The organism is Humitalea rosea, assembly GCF_003253705.1.
Taxonomy (GTDB): domain Bacteria; phylum Pseudomonadota; class Alphaproteobacteria; order Acetobacterales; family Acetobacteraceae; genus Humitalea; species Humitalea rosea.
Window position 1 is genome coordinate 1 of the sequence record NZ_QKYU01000011.1, and the last position, 16138, is coordinate 16138.

Genomic DNA, 16138 nt, shown 5'->3' on the forward strand with positions numbered 1-16138 from the left:
TAACTGCCGCAGGCTGCATCGCCTGATGCAGCCATGAACCCACCCAGACCCGACCAGGCAACCACATCCATGACGTGAATCCGACAGGCTGCTAGCGTGACGCGCCATCAAAGGAGCAGGCGCCATGATCGTCGAAGAACGAACCTATACTCTCCATCCCGGCCAGGTCGCGGCCTATCTAAAGCTCTATGAGACGGAAGGCATGGCGATTCAGAAGCGCATCCTCGGCCGCATGATCGGATACTACTCCACCGAAATCGGGCCGCTGAACCAGATCGTCCACATGTGGGCCTACACCGATCTGAATGAGCGGACGACCAAGCGCGCCGCCATGGCGGCCGATCCGGGCTGGCAGGCCTATGTCCAGAAGCTGCGCCCGCTGCTGATCGCGCAGGAGAGCAAGGTGCTGACGCCCGCGCCGTTCTTCACGCCGCTTTGGCAGGACTGACGCCAGCGAAACCACACCGCTGAAGCATCAGGCGCCGCCGGTGGCGTGCAGCCATCTGGCGGCGTTGTGATGATAGTGCGGTCAAATGTCTTTCTTCACACACAGTTATACACTGTAATGCGAGCATACCACTCGGCTCGCGTGCCGAAGCCACGGGACAGTGTTCTGCAAACTTATTCTGCCCGTATCGCCTCCTCTGCGGACTGGCTGGCCCAGGGCCTGGCGGTGGCGGCGGTCGGCGTTGGAGCCTGGGTGGGGATGGAGGCCGCCGCCGTCACCGCGGCCGGCGTCCTTCCGTGCCTGGCCCTGGCCACGATGCAGCGCCGCGCGCTGCGCCGCGCGGAACAGGAGCGGGACTTGCTGGCCGAGGCGACCGAAGCCCTGCCCGGCCGGCTCGCGATCTTCACGCCCGACCGCGTGCTGATCCATGCCAATGCCAGCTATCGCGCCCAGCATGCCGAGGCCATTGCCGCCGCGCGTGGCGGTCCCGTGCGGTATGATGATCTGATGCGGATGACGGTCGTCCGCACCATGTTCCCCGACCTGTCCGACCCGACCGCGCCGGCCGCCATCGCGGCCGAGCTCGCGCGCCGCATCGCCACGCACGAGAACACCAAGCAAGGCTCCTTCGACCGCGTCATCCCAAGCGGCAAGTGGATGCGCGTGGTGAAGCGGCAGCTCTCCGGCGGGCGCATCATGGGCTACGCCACGGATATCACGGCGGTGAAGGCGCATGAGGCCCTGCTCGCCGAAGCCGCCGAGAAGGCGCGCAGCCTGCTGGAAAGCGCGCCGGTCGGCATCTGGGAGCTGGATGCCGATGGCCGCACGCGTTCGGCCAATGCACGCCTGGGCCGGCTGTTCCCCAATGGCATCGTGCCGAGCTCGCTCGCCACCGCCGGGCTCCGCAGGGCCTTCCCCGACGACCCCGAGGGCCCGCTGGGCTTTCCCGTCGGCCGGGAGGTCGAGGTGGGGATGCCGCTCGCCTCCGGCGGCGAGGGCCGGCTGCTGGTCGCCGCCTCGCCCTGGCTCGTCGGCGGGGAGAGCGTCGTGCTGACGATCATCGACATCACGCCGTTGAAGCAGGCGCAGGCGCAGGCCGAACATCTGGCCGAGCACGACCCGCTCACCGGCCTCGCCAATCGCGCCCGCTTCCGCGCGGCACTTGAGGCCATCGCGCTGGAGGGGGCGGAGGGCGGCGCGCTGCTGCTGATCGACCTCGACAACTTCAAGGCGACCAACGATCGTTACGGCCATGCCGCGGGCGATGCGATGCTGATCGCCGTCGCCGCGCGCATGGGCGAGGGCATCCGGCCGGGCGATGTCTGCTGCCGTCTCGGCGGCGATGAATTCGCGATCATCGCCCCCAGGACGGATGAACAGGGGGCGCGCGCCATCGCGGCCCGGCTGCAGGCGCATCTGCGGGAGTCGGTCTGCTTCCAGGGCATCGAGCTTGGCATCGCCGCCAGCATCGGCATCGCCGTCTCCCCCGATCACGGCCGCACCGCCGATGAGCTGCAACGGGCCGCCGATCTCGCCCTCTATGGCGTGAAGCAGGCCGGTCGCAACGCCGCCCTGGTGTTCCACCCGGCGCTGCGTGAGGCGGTGGACCGGCGCGAGACGCTGCGCGATGCGCTCATCGCGGCCCTGAACGAGAATGAGTTCCATCTCGTCTTCCAGCCGCAGCGCGAGGTGGGCACGCAGCGCATGGTGGGGGCCGAGGCGCTGCTGCGCTGGCATTCCTCCCGCCTCGGCCGCGATGTGCCGCCATCCGAGCTGTTCCCCGTCGCCTCCGAGGCGCGGCTGCTGCATGCCATCGACGCCTGGGTGCTGGAGGAGGCGCTGCGTCAGCTCGCGATCTGGCGCGACCAGCCGGGCGCGCCGCCGGTGGTGGCGATCAATGCCTCGGTCCTGTCGCTGCGCGATCCGGGCTATGCCGATCGCGTCGCCGGCGCGCTGCTGCGCCATGGCGTCGCCCCGGCCACCTTGGAGATCGAGATCCCCGAGGATCTGGCGGCCCGCGACATCGCCCCGATCGAGGCGACGCTGGCCCGGCTGCGGGCGATCGGCGTGCTGCTGGCGCTGGATGATTTCGGCGGCGGGCTGTCCTCGCTGCAGCATGTGGTCCGGCTGCCGGTGCAGCGGCTGAAGCTCGACCGCAGCATCGTCGCCGGGCTGGACCGCTCGCCGGGGCATCGCGCGGTGTTGCGGGCCACCGTCGCGCTGGCCCGCGGCATGGGGATCGAGGTGCTGGCCGAAGGCGTGGAGACGGAGGCCGAGGCCTTCGCCATCCGCCGCGAGGGCTGCACCGTCATCCAGGGCTGGCTGACCGGCCGGCCGGAGCGGGCCGATGTGCTGGTGCCGCCCTTGGCCATTTCCGCCCTGCGAGCCTAGAGCGGTTTCCGTTCGCTTGCGCTTCAACCGCTCTGGCTTGTTGTTTTGTCGCATTTTCCGAAGCGTCGGGCGACTCCACCCGACTTGAAAATGCTCCAAGGGGCTCAGCCCGGGCGCAAGCCCGCGGCTGCGATGGCGCCGGCCCAGGTCCTCTGCTCGGCCCGCACATATGCGGCGAAGCCCGCAGGGCCGAGGCTGAAGGCGCGGCAGCCCTGCCCGGCCAGCCCTGCCACGACCTCGGGCTCGGCCAGCGCCGCCGCCAGCGCCGCCGCCAAGCCGCCGACCACGGGCGCCGCCACGCCGGCGGGGCAGCAGATCCCGAGCCAGGGTGCGGCGACGAAGCGCGCCAGCGGGGTGGCCCCACCGGCCTCGGCGATCGTCGGCACCCCGGCGGCCATCGCGACCCGGGCGGGGGTGGAGACGCCGAGCATGGCGATGCGCTGGGCCATCGCATGCCCCTGCACCGCCGCCAGCGTATCGAAGCCGTAATCGACCCGGCTGCCCACGAGATCGGCCAAGGCCGGGACGGAGCCGCGATAGGGCACATGCACGGCCTCGATCCCCGCCATGCGGTTGAACAGTTCCCCGGCCAGATGGCTGGTGCCGCCCTGCCCGGTCGAGGCCATGTTCAGCCGCCCCGGATTGGCCCTGGCATGGGCAACGAAGCCAAGCAGGTCGCGCGGCAGGCCGTTGCGGACCACCAAGGCGAAGGGCGCATCGCCGATCGGGCCGACGAAATCGAAATCACGATCCGGATCGAGCGACGTGTCCGGCCGCAGCAGGGGCCGGTAGAAGGTGCGCGCCCCGGCCAGGAGGATGGCATGGCCATCGGAGGGGCTTCTGGCGACCGTTTCATCGCCCTCCGCGCCAAGCTCCTGGGGGCCGTATTCAAACACCAGCTCGCCACCCAGGCGCGGCGCCATCGCAGCACCCACCAGACGCCCGATGGCGGCGGCGGCGTTGTCCTCGGGCCAGGGAATCACGAAGCGGATCGGCCGGTTCGGCCAGACCGCGACCGCGGCCGCCTCTCCGCGCGCCGGAGCCAGAAGCAGCAAGGGGGCGGCAAGCAACGGTCGGCGGCGCATGGGCAGGGATCCGCGGCTATCGCGAGATTGTGATCCTATCTGAGACGAATTTGCAACCGCGTCTGTTATTTTGGCGGGTCGGCCAACACCGCCGCGCATAAATGCCGGACTTCCTCACGCACCGGCAGCGGCGCGGCGGGGGCGTCGGCCAAGGTGGTGAACCAATGCTCCGGCGGATTGCGGCCGGCGGCGCGGTTCAGGCTTTGCGCGCGCAGCACCGCCTCGGCGCCCGGTGGCAGCCGGGATGGGATTGGAAGCCCGTTCAACGTGGCCCAGAGCCCCGCCCAGTTCCGCCCGACCGACCAGGGGTTGTAGCCGCCGCCACCCAGCAGGATCAGCCGCGGCGCCAGCGGCATCACCGCGGCGAGCGTTGCGCGATAGGCGGCGTTGGTCAGCGCCAGCCGCGCCAGCGGGTCCCCGGCCAGGCTGTCGGCCCCCGCCTGGATCATCACCGCCTGCGGCCGCCAATGCCGGATCAGGGGCAGGATGGCGTGGCGCAGCACCCAATCCGCCTCGGCATCATGGTAGCCTTGCGGCACCGGGATGTTGCGCGCCATGCCGCCCGCGCGGTCCTCGACGGCGCCGGTGAAAGGCCAGCGCCCGCCCTCATGCACCGACAGCGTCAGCACGCGATCCTCGTCATGGAAGGCATCCTGCACACCATCGCCGTGATGCGCGTCCAGATCGAGATACAGCACGCGCGAAATCCCCTGAGCCAGCCATTCCATGCAGCCCAGCACGCAATCATTGAGGTAGCAGAAGCCGCTGGCGCGATCGGCGCGGCCGTGATGGGTGCCGCCGCCGGGGACATGGACGATGCCGCCATCGGCGGTCAGCCGCGCGGCCAGCATCACCCCGCCGGCGCTTGTCGCCGGGCGGCGGTACATCTCGCGATAGACCGGGTTGCCATGGGCGCCGATGTGATGCCGGGCGCGATCCGCCTCCGTCACCGCCTGCGCCGCCTCGCTGCGTTGCAGGGCGGCGATGTAATCGGCGGTGTGGAAGGCCAGAAGCTGCTCGGGCGTCGCCTGCGGGCTCTCGCGAAAGCGGTCCTCGGGCAGCCATCCCAGCGCGCGGATCAGATCGGTGACGACGGGGACGCGCGGGATGGCGAGCGGGTGTTTCGGGCCATAGGTGCTGTGGCGGTAGATCTCATGCCCGATGAAGAGGGGCTTCACCCGTGGTCGCGGCCCTTGTCCCGCATCACGCGCGCCTTGTCCCGCGCCCAGTCGCGCTCCGCGACATGGGCGCGCTTGTCATGCGCCTGCTTGCCCTCGGCGAGGCCGAGCTTCACCTTCGCCCGGCCCTGTTCGTTGAACAGGATTTCCAGCGGCACGATGGTCGCGCCCTGGCGCGTCACCGCGCCCGCCCAGGTGGCGATCTGCTTGTGCGACATCAGCAGCTTGCGCGGGCGGCGCGGCTCGAACTTCGCCATCAGCGAATTCGCCTGCCACTCGGGAATGTAGCAGTTGTAGAGCCACATCTCCCCGTCGCGCTCGCCGGCCCAGGCTTCCGCGATGGCGGCACGGCCGGCGCGCAGGCTCTTCACCTCCCCGCCCAGCAGCACCATGCCGGCTTCCAGCGTCTCGTTGATCTTGAAGTCGTAATGGGCCTTGCGGTTCTGCGCCGCGGTGCCGTGGCTGATCAGGCTCTTCTTCTTCGGTGTGCTCGCCATATTGCCTTCAGTTCAACAGTCCGGCGCCCTGGAGCGCCGTCTTCACGCGGGTCTGGTTGGCCTCCGCGACCGGTGCCATCGGCAGCCGGCAGGTATCGCCGCACAGGCCGAGCAGGGAGGCGGCGACCTTCACCGGCCCCGGCGAGGCCTCGGAGAACATCGCATCATGCACGGGCGTCAGCCGCTCCTGGATCGCCATGGCATCCGTGAGGCGCCCCTCGGCCCAGGCGCGGTGCATCTCGGCGCAGAGCCGGGGGGCGATGTTCGCGGTGACGGAGATGCAGCCATGCCCGCCGGCAGCGAGGAAGGCGACCGCCGTATGGTCCTCGCCCGAAAGCTGGGCGAAGTCCGGGCCGCAGGCGATGCGGGTATGGATCGGCCGCGCGAGATTCGCGGTCGCATCCTTCACGCCCACGATGTTCGGATGCTTCGCGAGCCGCGCCATCGTCTCCACGCTCATGTCCACCACGCTGCGCGGCGGGATGTTGTAGATGATGACGGGCAGATCGACGGCATCGGCGATCGCCATGAAGTGGCGGTACAGCCCCTCCTGCGTCGGCTTGTTGTAGTAGGGCGTGACCACCAGCGCCGCATCCGCGCCCGCGCCCTTGGCGTGGCGGGTCAGGTCGATGGCCTCGGCGGTGCTGTTGCTGCCGGCACCCGCGATCACCGGCACGCGGCCCGCGGCGGCGGCGATGCAGGCCTCGACCACCTGCTTGTGCTCGTCATGGGTCAAGGTCGGGCTTTCGCCGGTGGTGCCGACGGGGATCAGACCCTGGGTGCCCTCGGCGATCTGCCAGGCGACGAAGCGCGCATAGGCGTCTTTGTCCAGGCTGCCGTCGGGGCGCATGGGGGTAATCAGCGCGACCATGCTGCCGTGGAACATCCGCGTTCTTCCTTGAAAGATTTTTCGTGCCCAAGTTTTTGGGTACCCGAATTTTGGGTATCGGCGAACCTAGGGACTTGCCCCCGCCGGGACAAGGCGGGCGACAGGGCATGGCCGATCGGCTATGCCTGCCGCCCATGCGACGCCCGATCCTGGTCCTCCTCCCCCTCCTCTGCCTGCTCGGCGCAACCCCGCTCGCGGCCCAGCCATGGGCCGGGGAGGCTGAGCGCGCCGCCGGGCGCGATGCGCTGGCCGCCGCCTTCGCCGGCCGCACCACCGATGCCGAGGCGACCGCCGCCAGCGCCGATCCGCTGGTCCGCAAGATCGTCACCTGGGACCGGCTGCAACGCCGCGGCCAGGCCGGGCCTGGCGAGCTGGTCCGCTTCATCGCCGAGAATCCGGACTGGCCCTTCCCCGAGACCCTGCTGCGCCGGACCGAGGAAGCCCTCGCGCTGGCCCCGGATGACGCCCTCGCCCTTGCCCATTTCGCCCGTTTTCCGGCCCGGACGCTGGCGGGCGCGGGCCGCCACGCCGAGGCGCTGATACGCGCCGGGCGCGGCGCCGAAGCCACCGCCGTGATCCGCGCCGCCTGGGTCGAGGCCCCGGCCGATGCCGGAGACGAGGGGGCGGTGCTCGGCCGCTTCGCCACGGTGCTGACCGCCCAGGACCAGCAGCAGCGCTTCGACCGCCTGTCGTGGCTCCGCAGTTCCAACGATGCCGCGCGCCAGGCGATGCGGCTGGAGCCGGGCCAGCGCGCCCTGGCCGAGATGCGGCTCTCCATCGCCGCCGGGCGGACCGATCCGGACAGCGCCGCGCCTTTCCGCGACATCGGCATCCTCTATGAACGCGCCCGCGCCCTGCGCCGGGCGGATCGCGACGCCGAGGCCGCCGCCGTCTGGGCGCAGGCCGTGCCCTACCAGACCGCGGCGGTGCCGGAGGAAGGCCAGCGCGCGATCTGGGCCGAGCGCCAGATCCTGGCGCGCAAGACGCTGCGCCTCGGCGATCCGGCCACCGCCTATGCGATCGCGGTCAACCATGGCCAGACCGCGCCGGGGCTGACGCGGCAGGAGGCGGAGTTCTTCGCCGGCTGGCTCGCGCTCCGCAAGCTGAACGACCCCGCCCATGCCCTGGCGCATTTCGCCGCGGTGGATGATGGCTCGCACAGCGTCATCACTCGCGCCCGCAGCGCCTATTGGCAGGGCCGGGCCCTGGTCGCGCTGCGCCGGCTGCCGGAGGCGCGCGCGCAATATGCCGTCGCCGCCGCCCTTCCGACCGCTTTCTATGGCCAGCTCGCGGCCCTGGCACTCGACCCCTCGCCCCGCGCGCTCTCCGATCAGATCGTTGCGATCACCCCGTCACGGCTGACCCCGGTCATGGTCGATGGCTTCGAACGGCGGGACATGGCGCGGGCGGTGGTGGCCCTCGGCGACCTCGGCCAATCCAGCAAGGCACGGGTCTTCCTGCTGCGGCTGGAGGAGCTGGCGCCCGATGCCAATGACCGGGTGATGATCGCCCGCCTCGGGCGGCTGATCGGGCGGCCCGACCATGCCGTCTGGATCGCCCGCCGCGCCGGCGCCGATGGGGTGATGATCCTGCCCGAAGGCTGGCCGACGCCGGTGACCCTCAATGGCGGCAGCCGCGCCGAGCCGGCGCTGGTCTATTCGATCGCCCGGCAGGAGAGCAATTTCGACCCCGAGGCGGTCTCCGGCTCCAATGCGCGCGGGTTGATGCAACTGCTGCCCGGCACGGCGTCGGACACGGCGCGCAAGCTCGGCGTCGCGCACCGGACCGCGATGCTGACGCAGGACCCGGCGCATAACCTGCTGCTCGGCTCGGCCTATCTGTCGGAGATGCTGGACCGCTTCAACGGCTCCGTCGCCCTGGCGGCGGCCGGCTACAACGCCGGGCCGCGCCGGGCGGATGAGTGGATCACCACCTATGGCGATCCGCGCGCCGGCACCGATCCGATCGACTGGATCGAGCAGATCCCCTTCTCCGAGACCCGCAACTACGTCCAGCGGATCATCGAGAACCTGATCGTCTATCGCGCCTATGAGCCCGATGCCGCCGGGCGCGACCATCCGCTGCGGCCCTGGCTCGAAGCCCTGCGATGACGGCACCGCGGCTGGTCCGCTTCGCCGCGCGCGACGGGCTGCCGCTGGCCGCATACGACTGGGCGGGGCCGGAGGGGCGGACCCCGGTACTGTGCCTGCCCGGGCTCTGCCGCACGGGGATGGATTTTGCGGCCATCGCCGCCCGCAACGCCGGAATACGGCGCGTGGTCGCCATGGACTACGCGGGGCATGGCGAAAGCGGGCGGCCGGAGGAGCTTGGGCGCTACAAGCCCGAACACGCGCTGCGCGACGTGCTGGATGCCTGCGCGGCGCTGCATCTGCACCGGGCGGTGGTGGTCGGCACCTCCTTCGGCGGGCTGCTGTCGATGCTGATCGCGGTGCTGCGCCCGGCGCTGCTGCGCGGGATCGTGCTGAACGACATCGGGCCGCATATCGAGGCCGGCGGGCTGGAGCATGTGCAGGGTTTTGCCGGCACCGACCCGGCGCTCGGCTCGATGGAGGAAGCCGCCGCCTATATGGAGCGGGTGGTGCCGACGCTCGGGCTGGATGCGGCGGGCTGGCGGCGCTTCGCCGGGCTGACCTACGCCCCCGGCGAGGATGGCCGGCTGCACCCGCGCTGGGACGTCCGCATCGCCGAGGCCAGCCGCACCGGGCCGCCCGCCGATCTCTGGCAGGTCTGGCGCGGCGTGGCCGACCTGCCGGTGCTGCTGCTCTGGGGCGAGGCCAGCACCATCCTCTCCGCCGCCACGGTCGCGCGGATGCGGCGGGAGAAGCGGGGACTGCGCGTCATCTCCCTGCCCGGCATCGGCCATGCGCCGCCGCTGGAGGGGGAGGCGGCGATGACGGCCGTGACTGGGTTCCTCGATGAGATCGATTGAAGACCGCATCGCCGCCCTTGGCGGCGTCGGGCATCTGCGCCCCGCCCCGGGCAGCTGGGGCTCGGCGGTGGTGCTGCCGATCGCCTGGGCCGGGCCGGGCGCCTGCCTGGGCCTGGCGGTGGTGCTGCTGATCGCCGGACTCTGGGCGCTGCGCGACCGGCGGGACGATCCGGGCTGGGTCGTGGTGGATGAGGGCGCGGGCCAGGCGCTGGCCCTGGCGGCCCTGCCCGCCCTCGGCGGGCTGGCGCTGCTGCCCTGGACCTTGGGTGCCTTCGCGCTGTTCCGCGCCTTCGATATCCTGAAGCCCGGCCCGATCGGCTGGGTGGACCGGCAGACGGGGGCCTGGGGCGTGATGGGAGATGATATACTGGCCGGAGTCTTCGCCGGCGCGGCGATCATTCTGGCCCGAGGGGTGCTGTGACCATGCTACCGCCCGAAACCCTGGCGCAGGCCCAGGCCCTGCTGACCAAGCTGCAACGGCTGGAGTTGACCCTGGCGACCGCCGAATCCTGCACCGGCGGGTTGATCGCGGGCGCGCTGACCGCCATCCCGGGCAGTTCGGCGACCCTGCTCGGCGGCTTCGTGACCTATTCCAACGCCATGAAGACCAAGCTGCTGGGCGTCTCCGAAGACATACTGGAAGGCGTCGGCGCGGTCAGCGAGGCCTGCGCGCGCGACATGGCCGCCGGGGCCTTGCAGGTGGCCAGCGCGGATATCGCCGTCTCCTGCACCGGCATCGCCGGGCCGGATGGCGGCAGCGCGGAGAAGCCGGTCGGGCTGGTGTTCATCGGCGTCGCACGGCGGGGGATGGGCACCGAGGTGAAGCGCTTCGTCTTCCCCGGCGACCGCGCCGCCATCAGGGCGGCGACGGTCGTACAGGCGCTGAAGCTGGTGGAGCGGGTCGCCGACGCCTGATCAGGCGGCCGCCACCACCGCGCGGGCGGCGGTCAGCGCCAGCTCGATCTGCGCCGCGCTGACATCCAGATGGGTGCAGGCGCGGACACGGCCGGCCAGGGTGCTGACCATCACCCCCTGCTGACGCATCGCGGTGGCGAATGCCTCGGCGGTCAGCCCGGCGCCGCGCGGGTCGAAGAAGACGAGGTTGGTGTCCGGCTGCTCCACCTTCATCCCCTCAAGCTGCGCCAGGCCCCGCGCCAGGGTGCGGGCATTGGTGTGATCCCCCGCCAGCCGGTCGATGTTGTGGTCAAGCGCATAGAGGCAGGCCGCGGCCGAAACCCCGCCCTGGCGCATCGAGCCGCCGAGCCGCTGCTTCCAGCGCCAGGCCTCGGAGATGAACTCGGTGCTGCCGGCCAGCACGGCGCCGAGGGGCGCCCCCAGGCCCTTGGTGAAATCCACCCAGACACTGTCGCAACCCGCGACCATCTCGGCGGCCGGGATGCCGGCGGCGACCACGGCATTCATCAGCCGCGCGCCATCCATATGGGTCGCGAGCCCGGCCTCATGCCCGCGCGCCAGCACCGCATCGAGCTGCGCCTGCGGCCAGACCACGCCACCGCCGAGGTTGGCGGTCTGCTCGACCTCCAGCAGTTTCTGGGGGGGCGCGTAGCGGCTGCGGGGGCGGAGGGCGGCCTCGACCGCGGCGACGTCGAACAAGCCGCGTTCGCCGTCGAGCGGGTTCATCATGATGCCGCCGAGGGCCGCGTGATTGCCGTGCTCGCTGGTGATGATGTGGGCCAGGCGATGGGCCAGCACCTCATCCCCGGGGCGGCAATGCACCAGCAGCGCGACCACGTTGCACATGGTGCCGGAGGGCAGGAACACCGCCGCCTCCTTGCCCAGAAGCGCTGCCATGCGGTCGCAGAGCGCCCAGACGGTGGGGTCGTCGCCGTGCTGCTCGTCGCCGGTCTCGGCCGATTTCATGGCGTCCAGCATCGCCGGCGTCGGCCGGGTCTGGGTGTCGGAATAGAGGTTGACCGTGACCGGCGGCAAAGAGGGATCCGGGCGGACAGGGATGTAGGACATGGCAGCAAGCATCGGAGGCACCCGGACATGAGGAAGCGCCAAGCTTGCCACCCGATCGGCCCGCCGTCAGCCCCACCGCATCAGGTAACCGGCGCGGGCGTCCCGGAGGCGTTGGGCACCGCGCGGCCATAGAGCACGCGGGCGCGGCGCTCGAAGGCGCCAACCATCACCTTGACCGCCTCGTTGAACACGACGCCGATGACCGCCTGCAACATGCCGCTGCGGAATTCGAAATCGACGAAGAAATCGAGTTCGCAGCCCTGCGGATGCGGCCGGAAGGTCCAGGTGTTGTTCAGGTAGCGGAACGGGCCCTTCTCATAGGACACCCGCACCTGCGACGGCCGGTCGAGGGTCACGCGGGAACGAAAACTCTCGCGGAACATCTTGAAGCCGATGGTCATGTCGGCGAGCAGTTCCGTGTCGGTATGCGACAGGACGCGCGCGCCGACGCACCAGGGCAGGAATTCCGGGTAGCGGCGGACATCCGCCACCAACTCGAACATCTGCTCCGGCGTATAGCGCAGGATGCGCTTTTCGGCATGCGTCGGCATGGTCAGGCCGCGAGGGACTTGAGCCGTGCCGCCCGCAGCGCCGCGAAATCACGGTCGGCGTGGTAGGAGGAGCGGGTCAGCGGCGTCGCCGAAACCAGCAGGAAGCCCTTGGCTCGCGCCATGGCGGCGTAATCGTCGAATTCCGCCGGCGGCACGAAGCGGTCCACCGCGGCGTGTTTGACGGTCGGCTGCAGATACTGGCCGATGGTGAGGAAATCGACCTCGGCGCTGCGCAGATCATCCATCACCTGCAGCACTTCGCCGCGCTGTTCACCCAGACCCACCATGATGCCGGATTTGGTGAAGATGGTCGGGTCCAACTCCTTCACCTGGTCCAGCAGCCGCAGGGAGTGGAAGTAGCGGGCGCCGGGGCGGATGGTGGGATACAGACGGGGCACGGTTTCGAGGTTGTGGTTGAACACATCCGGCCGCGCCGCGACCACGACCTCCAGCGCCCCGTCTTTCCGCAAAAAATCGGGCGTCAGGATTTCGATGGTGGTCTCGGGCGTGGCATTGCGGATCGCGGCGATGGTCTGGGCGAAATGCAGCGCGCCGCCGTCCTTCAGGTCGTCGCGGTCCACGCTGGTGATGACGACATGGCGCAGCCCGAGCTTGGCGACGGCGTCACCGACCCGGCGCGGCTCATCGGTGTCCAAGGGGTTCGGCATCCCCGTCGCGACGTTGCAGAAGGCGCAGGCGCGGGTGCAGGTCTCGCCCATGATCATCATGGTGGCGTGGCGCTGGGACCAGCACTCGCCGATGTTCGGGCAGGCGGCTTCCTCGCAGACCGTGACCAGCCGGTTCTCCCGCATCAGGGCGCGGGTCTCATGGTAGATCGGATGCGTCGGCGCCTTCACCCGGATCCAATCCGGCTTGCGCTGGATGGGGTTGTCCGGGCGCGCGGCCTTCTCCGGGTGCCGTTCGGCCCCGGTCCGGGCTTGGCTGTGGTTGATCTCGATGCGCGTGGCCATGGCGCTAGATGTGGATCACACGGCCATAGGCATCAAGCACCGACTCATGCATGGTTTCCGAGACCGTGGGATGCGGGAATACCGTGTGCATCAACTCGGCTTCCGTGGATTCGAGGGTGCGGGCGATGACATAGCCCTGGATCAGCTCGGTCACCTCCGGCCCGACCATGTGGGCGCCCAAAAGCTCGCCGGTCTTGGCATCGAAGACGGTCTTCACCAGGCCTTCCGGCTCGCCCATGGCGATGGCCTTGCCATTGCCGATGAAGGGGAAGCAGCCGACCTTCACATCGAAGCCCTTGGCGCGGGCCGCGGCCTCGGTCAGCCCGACCGAAGCAACCTGCGGGCGGCAATAGGTGCAGCCGGGGATGTTCAGCACATCCATCGGATGCGGATGCAGCCCGGCGATGGCCTCGACGCAGATCACCCCCTCATGGCTCGCCTTATGGGCCAGCCAGGGCGGGCCGGTCAGGTCGCCGATGGCGTAGATCCCGGGCTCGCCGGTGCGGCCCATGGGGTCGGTGACGACATGGGTGCGCTCGACGACGACCTTGGTGCCCTCAAGCCCGATGCCCTCGACATTGCCGACGATGCCGACGGCGGAGATAAGGCGGTCGGCCTTGATCTCCATGACCTTGCCGCCATGTTCGACCACGGCGGTCACGTCATCCGCGCCCTTGCGCACGCCTTGGACCTTGGCGCCGGTCAGCACGGTCATGCCCTGCTTCTCGAAGGCCTTGTGGACGAAGGCGCCGATCTCGGCGTCCTCGACCGGCAGGATGCGGTCCATCACCTCGATGAGCGTCACCTCGGAGCCCATGTTCTGGTAGAAGGAGGCGAACTCCGCCCCGATGGCGCCCGAGCCGATGACGATCAGCTTCTTGGGCAGCGCCGTCGGCGTCATCGCCTCGCGATAGGTCCAGATCAGCTTGCCATCCGCCTCGATGCCCGGAATGGTGCGGGCGCGGGCGCCGGTGGCGAGGAGGATGTGCTTGGCTTCCAGGTCGGCGACCGGCTTGCCGCCCTTGGTGACCTTCAACTTGCCAGGGCCGGCCAGGGCGCCGTCACCGTCGTAAACGGTGATCTTGTTCTTCTTCATCAGGAACTTCACGCCGCCCGAAAGCTGGCTCGCGACCCCGCGCGAGCGCTTCACCACCTTGGCGAAGTCGAAGCGGATATTGTCGGCGGCGAAGCCATAGGCATCCAGCGTGTGGAGCAGATGGTTGATTTCCGAGGCGCGCAGCAACGCCTTGGTCGGGATGCAGCCCCAGTTGAGGCAGATGCCGCCGAGGTTTTCCCGCTCGACCAGCGCCACCTTCATCTTGAGCTGCGCGGCACGGATCGCGGCGACATAGCCGCCGGGCCCGCTGCCGACCACGATGAGGTCATAGGTCTCGGCCATCACGCCGCCTCCGCTGCCAAGGTGAGGAGCGCGTCGCCGGCCAGGCGCCGCGTGATCCATGCGTTCATGCTTGTGGCGCCCATCGCGTCATAGGTCGCGATGGCGGGCTTGTTCCAATCGAGCACATTCCAACTCAGGCGACCCCCGCCCTCGGCCAGGGTCTCGGCCGCGAGGCGGGCGATCAGCGCGCGCGCGATGCCGCGGCGGCGGAAGGCCGGATCGACCCAGAGATCCTCCAGCCAGCGGCCGGGCCGTGCCTGGAAGGTGGAGAAGGTCCAGTGGTAGAGCGCGAAGCCGGCCGGCACGCCATCGGCTTCGGCGATCAGGCAGCCGGCGCGGCGGGGGTCGCCGAAGAGGGCGGCGTGGAAATCGGCATCGGTGCCGACCGCCTCATGCGACAGTTTTTCGTAGGCCGCCAGGGCGCGGACAAAGCCCGCGACCACCGGCACATCGGCCGGGGCGGCATCGCGGATCACGAGCCCGGACATCAGCCGGGGCTGGGTCACAGCATCAGGCTCAGCGGGTCTTCCATCACGCCCTTGAAGGCGGCGATCCATTCCGCCGCCAGCGCGCCATCGATCACCCGGTGATCCACCGAAAGCGTGCAGGTCATCACCGTGGCGATGGCCAGCGCGCCGTTCTTCACCACGGGGCGCTGCTGCCCGGCCGAGACGGCCAGGATGCCGCCCTGCGGCGGGTTGATGATCGCCGAGAAATCCGAGACGCCATACATCCCCATATTGGAGATGGAGAAGCCGCCGCCCTGGAACTCCTCGGGCTTCAGCTTGCCGGTCTTGGCCCGCGCGGCGAGGTCCTTCATCTCCGCGCTGATGGTGGCCAGACCCTTGCGGTCGGCCTGGCGGACGATCGGGGTGATCAACCCATCGGGGATGGAGACGGCGACCGAGATATCCACGTCGTGGAACTGCAGGATCGCATCCTCGGTCCAGGCCGCGTTGACGCCGGGGAATTTCCGGAGCGTGGCGGCGACGGCCTTGATGACCAGATCATTAACCGAGAGCTTGAAGGCGCCGGGGCCCTCCTTCGGGCTCTTGGCATTGAGGTCGGCGCGCAGCTTCAGCGCGGCGTCGATCTCGATATCCATCGTCACGTAGAAATGCGGGATGGTCTGTTTGGACTCCGACAGGCGCCGGGCGATGATTTTTCGCATGGTGCTGTTGGGCACCGCGGTATGCGGGGCGGTGATCGCGATCGACGCGGGCTTGGGCGCCGGGGCGGCCGGAGTTGGAGCGGCCGGAGCCGGGGCGGCGGGTGCCGGCGCGGCGGCGGCGGCCGGGGCGGGCTTGGCCAGCGCGGCTTCGACATCCGCCTTCACGATCCGCCCCTGCGGGCCGGACCCCGTCACGGCGTCGAGCGAGAGCCCCGCCTGCGTCGCCATGCGGCGCGCGAGTGGCGAGGCGAAGACGCGATGATCCCCCGAGGCCGGCGCAGGCGCCGGGGCGGCGGCAGGCGCCGCGGCCGCCGGGGCGGTCACGACGGTGGGGGCCGCGGCTGCTGCCGGCGCCGCGGCGCCATCCGGCACCGCCTCGCCCGCATCCACCAGCACGGCGATGGGGTCGTTGACCTTCACCCCGGCCGTGCCGTCCGCGACCAGGATCTTGCCGAGGATGCCTTCATCGACGGCTTCCACTTCCATCGTGGCCTTGTCCGTCTCGATCTCGGCGATGATGTCGCCCGCCTTGACGGCCTCGCCTTCCTTCTTGAGCCAGCGCGCCAGCGTGCCCTCGGTCATGGTGGGGCTCAGCGCCGGCATCAGGATATTGGTCGCCATGGGT

At 70.1% G+C, this 16138-nt stretch carries 16 protein-coding genes; 6 read left to right on the forward strand and 10 right to left on the reverse strand.

The window, feature by feature from the left end:
- Positions 1-124: 124 nt before the first annotated feature.
- Together C8P66_RS10675 and C8P66_RS10680 are read left to right on the forward strand one after the other, a co-directional pair.
- Positions 125-448, forward strand: coding sequence for an NIPSNAP family protein (locus tag C8P66_RS10675; RefSeq protein WP_111398251.1), 324 nt, complete (start codon positions 125-127; stop codon positions 446-448).
- A gap of 141 nt (positions 449-589) precedes the next feature.
- Entirely contained in the window at positions 590-2839 is a 2250-nt protein-coding gene (locus tag C8P66_RS10680; protein ID WP_146422816.1) for a putative bifunctional diguanylate cyclase/phosphodiesterase, read from the forward strand.
- Between the two features lie 104 nt (positions 2840-2943).
- Here C8P66_RS10680 and C8P66_RS10685 read toward each other — a convergent pair whose 3' ends face one another.
- The 4 genes from C8P66_RS10685 to dapA all read right to left on the reverse strand — a co-directional run bounded on the left by C8P66_RS10685 (position 2944) and on the right by dapA (position 6485).
- Complete coding sequence (locus tag C8P66_RS10685) at positions 2944-3924, reverse strand: Bug family tripartite tricarboxylate transporter substrate binding protein (protein ID WP_158537203.1); 981 nt, start codon at positions 3922-3924, stop codon at positions 2944-2946.
- Positions 3925-3989: 65 nt separating this feature from the next.
- Entirely contained in the window at positions 3990-5102 is a 1113-nt protein-coding gene (locus C8P66_RS10690; RefSeq protein WP_111398254.1) for an acetoin utilization protein AcuC, read from the reverse strand.
- On the reverse strand, positions 5099-5599 hold the full coding sequence (smpB, locus tag C8P66_RS10695; protein WP_111398255.1) for an SsrA-binding protein SmpB: 501 nt from the start codon (positions 5597-5599) through the stop codon (positions 5099-5101). Before smpB ends, C8P66_RS10690 begins: the two co-directional genes overlap by 4 nt.
- Positions 5600-5606: 7 nt before the next feature.
- A complete protein-coding gene (gene dapA / locus C8P66_RS10700) occupies positions 5607-6485 on the reverse strand; it encodes a 4-hydroxy-tetrahydrodipicolinate synthase (protein ID WP_111398256.1) in 879 nt (292 codons plus the stop codon).
- A 110-nt stretch (positions 6486-6595) separates the two neighbouring features.
- On the opposite strand from dapA, the gene C8P66_RS10705 reads away from it, so the two are divergent.
- Genes C8P66_RS10705 through C8P66_RS10720 form a run of 4 tightly spaced genes read left to right on the forward strand, consistent with a single transcriptional unit; the run spans position 6596 to position 10353 of the window.
- Positions 6596-8599: a lytic transglycosylase domain-containing protein gene (locus tag C8P66_RS10705; RefSeq protein WP_245903425.1), complete on the forward strand. Its 2004-nt coding sequence runs from the start codon at positions 6596-6598 to the stop codon at positions 8597-8599.
- Positions 8596-9438 carry an alpha/beta fold hydrolase gene (locus C8P66_RS10710; RefSeq protein ID WP_111398257.1) on the forward strand — a complete coding sequence of 281 codons (843 nt, stop codon included), beginning with the start codon at positions 8596-8598 and terminating at the stop codon, positions 9436-9438. Before C8P66_RS10705 ends, C8P66_RS10710 begins: the two co-directional genes overlap by 4 nt.
- Positions 9425-9859, forward strand: coding sequence for a phosphatidylglycerophosphatase A family protein (locus C8P66_RS10715; protein ID WP_111398258.1), 435 nt, complete (start codon positions 9425-9427; stop codon positions 9857-9859). The genes C8P66_RS10710 and C8P66_RS10715 overlap by 14 nt, the downstream gene beginning before the upstream one ends.
- 2 nt (positions 9860-9861) lie before the next feature.
- Positions 9862-10353, forward strand: a complete 492-nt coding sequence (locus C8P66_RS10720) for a CinA family protein (RefSeq protein ID WP_111398259.1) — start codon at positions 9862-9864, stop codon at positions 10351-10353.
- Here the strand turns inward: C8P66_RS10720 and C8P66_RS10725 are convergent, their stop codons facing one another.
- The 6 genes from C8P66_RS10725 to C8P66_RS10750 form a co-directional block, all read right to left on the reverse strand.
- Complete coding sequence (locus tag C8P66_RS10725; RefSeq protein WP_245903426.1) at positions 10354-11421, reverse strand: threonine aldolase family protein; 1068 nt, start codon at positions 11419-11421, stop codon at positions 10354-10356.
- A gap of 80 nt (positions 11422-11501) precedes the next feature.
- Positions 11502-11972 (reverse strand): type II toxin-antitoxin system RatA family toxin, encoded by a 471-nt coding sequence (locus C8P66_RS10730; protein WP_111398261.1) that lies wholly within the window; start codon positions 11970-11972, stop codon positions 11502-11504.
- A 2-nt stretch (positions 11973-11974) separates the two neighbouring features.
- Complete coding sequence (gene lipA / locus C8P66_RS10735) at positions 11975-12943, reverse strand: lipoyl synthase (protein ID WP_111398262.1); 969 nt, start codon at positions 12941-12943, stop codon at positions 11975-11977.
- 4 nt (positions 12944-12947) lie between these two features.
- Positions 12948-14342 carry a dihydrolipoyl dehydrogenase gene (gene lpdA, locus C8P66_RS10740; protein ID WP_111398263.1) on the reverse strand — a complete coding sequence of 465 codons (1395 nt, stop codon included), beginning with the start codon at positions 14340-14342 and terminating at the stop codon, positions 12948-12950.
- Entirely contained in the window at positions 14342-14830 is a 489-nt protein-coding gene (locus C8P66_RS10745; protein WP_111398264.1) for a GNAT family N-acetyltransferase, read from the reverse strand. Before C8P66_RS10745 ends, lpdA begins: the two co-directional genes overlap by 1 nt.
- Positions 14831-14844: 14 nt before the next feature.
- The gene (locus tag C8P66_RS10750) at positions 14845-16134 is read right to left on the reverse strand and encodes a pyruvate dehydrogenase complex dihydrolipoamide acetyltransferase (protein WP_111398265.1); all 1290 of its coding nucleotides are present in this window, start codon (positions 16132-16134) and stop codon (positions 14845-14847) included.
- Positions 16135-16138: the final 4 nt, after the last annotated feature.

What these genes read in the sequence shown, in the direction of transcription:
- C8P66_RS10675 (WP_111398251.1), top strand. Translation starts at nt 125, where the DNA reads ATGATCGTCGAAGAACGAACCTATACTCTCCATCCCGGCCAGGTCGCG.
- C8P66_RS10685 (WP_158537203.1), bottom strand. Translation starts at nt 3,924, where the DNA reads ATGCGCCGCCGACCGTTGCTTGCCGCCCCCTTGCTGCTTCTGGCTCCG.
- smpB (WP_111398255.1), bottom strand. Translation starts at nt 5,599, where the DNA reads ATGGCGAGCACACCGAAGAAGAAGAGCCTGATCAGCCACGGCACCGCG.
- dapA (WP_111398256.1), bottom strand. Translation starts at nt 6,485, where the DNA reads ATGTTCCACGGCAGCATGGTCGCGCTGATTACCCCCATGCGCCCCGAC.
- C8P66_RS10705 (WP_245903425.1), top strand. Translation starts at nt 6,596, where the DNA reads ATGGCCGATCGGCTATGCCTGCCGCCCATGCGACGCCCGATCCTGGTC.
- C8P66_RS10710 (WP_111398257.1), top strand. Translation starts at nt 8,596, where the DNA reads ATGACGGCACCGCGGCTGGTCCGCTTCGCCGCGCGCGACGGGCTGCCG.
- C8P66_RS10715 (WP_111398258.1), top strand. Translation starts at nt 9,425, where the DNA reads ATGAGATCGATTGAAGACCGCATCGCCGCCCTTGGCGGCGTCGGGCAT.
- C8P66_RS10720 (WP_111398259.1), top strand. Translation starts at nt 9,862, where the DNA reads ATGCTACCGCCCGAAACCCTGGCGCAGGCCCAGGCCCTGCTGACCAAG.
- C8P66_RS10725 (WP_245903426.1), bottom strand. Translation starts at nt 11,421, where the DNA reads ATGTCCTACATCCCTGTCCGCCCGGATCCCTCTTTGCCGCCGGTCACG.
- C8P66_RS10730 (WP_111398261.1), bottom strand. Translation starts at nt 11,972, where the DNA reads ATGCCGACGCATGCCGAAAAGCGCATCCTGCGCTATACGCCGGAGCAG.
- lipA (WP_111398262.1), bottom strand. Translation starts at nt 12,943, where the DNA reads ATGGCCACGCGCATCGAGATCAACCACAGCCAAGCCCGGACCGGGGCC.
- lpdA (WP_111398263.1), bottom strand. Translation starts at nt 14,342, where the DNA reads ATGGCCGAGACCTATGACCTCATCGTGGTCGGCAGCGGGCCCGGCGGC.
- C8P66_RS10745 (WP_111398264.1), bottom strand. Translation starts at nt 14,830, where the DNA reads ATGTCCGGGCTCGTGATCCGCGATGCCGCCCCGGCCGATGTGCCGGTG.
- C8P66_RS10750 (WP_111398265.1), bottom strand. Translation starts at nt 16,134, where the DNA reads ATGGCGACCAATATCCTGATGCCGGCGCTGAGCCCCACCATGACCGAG.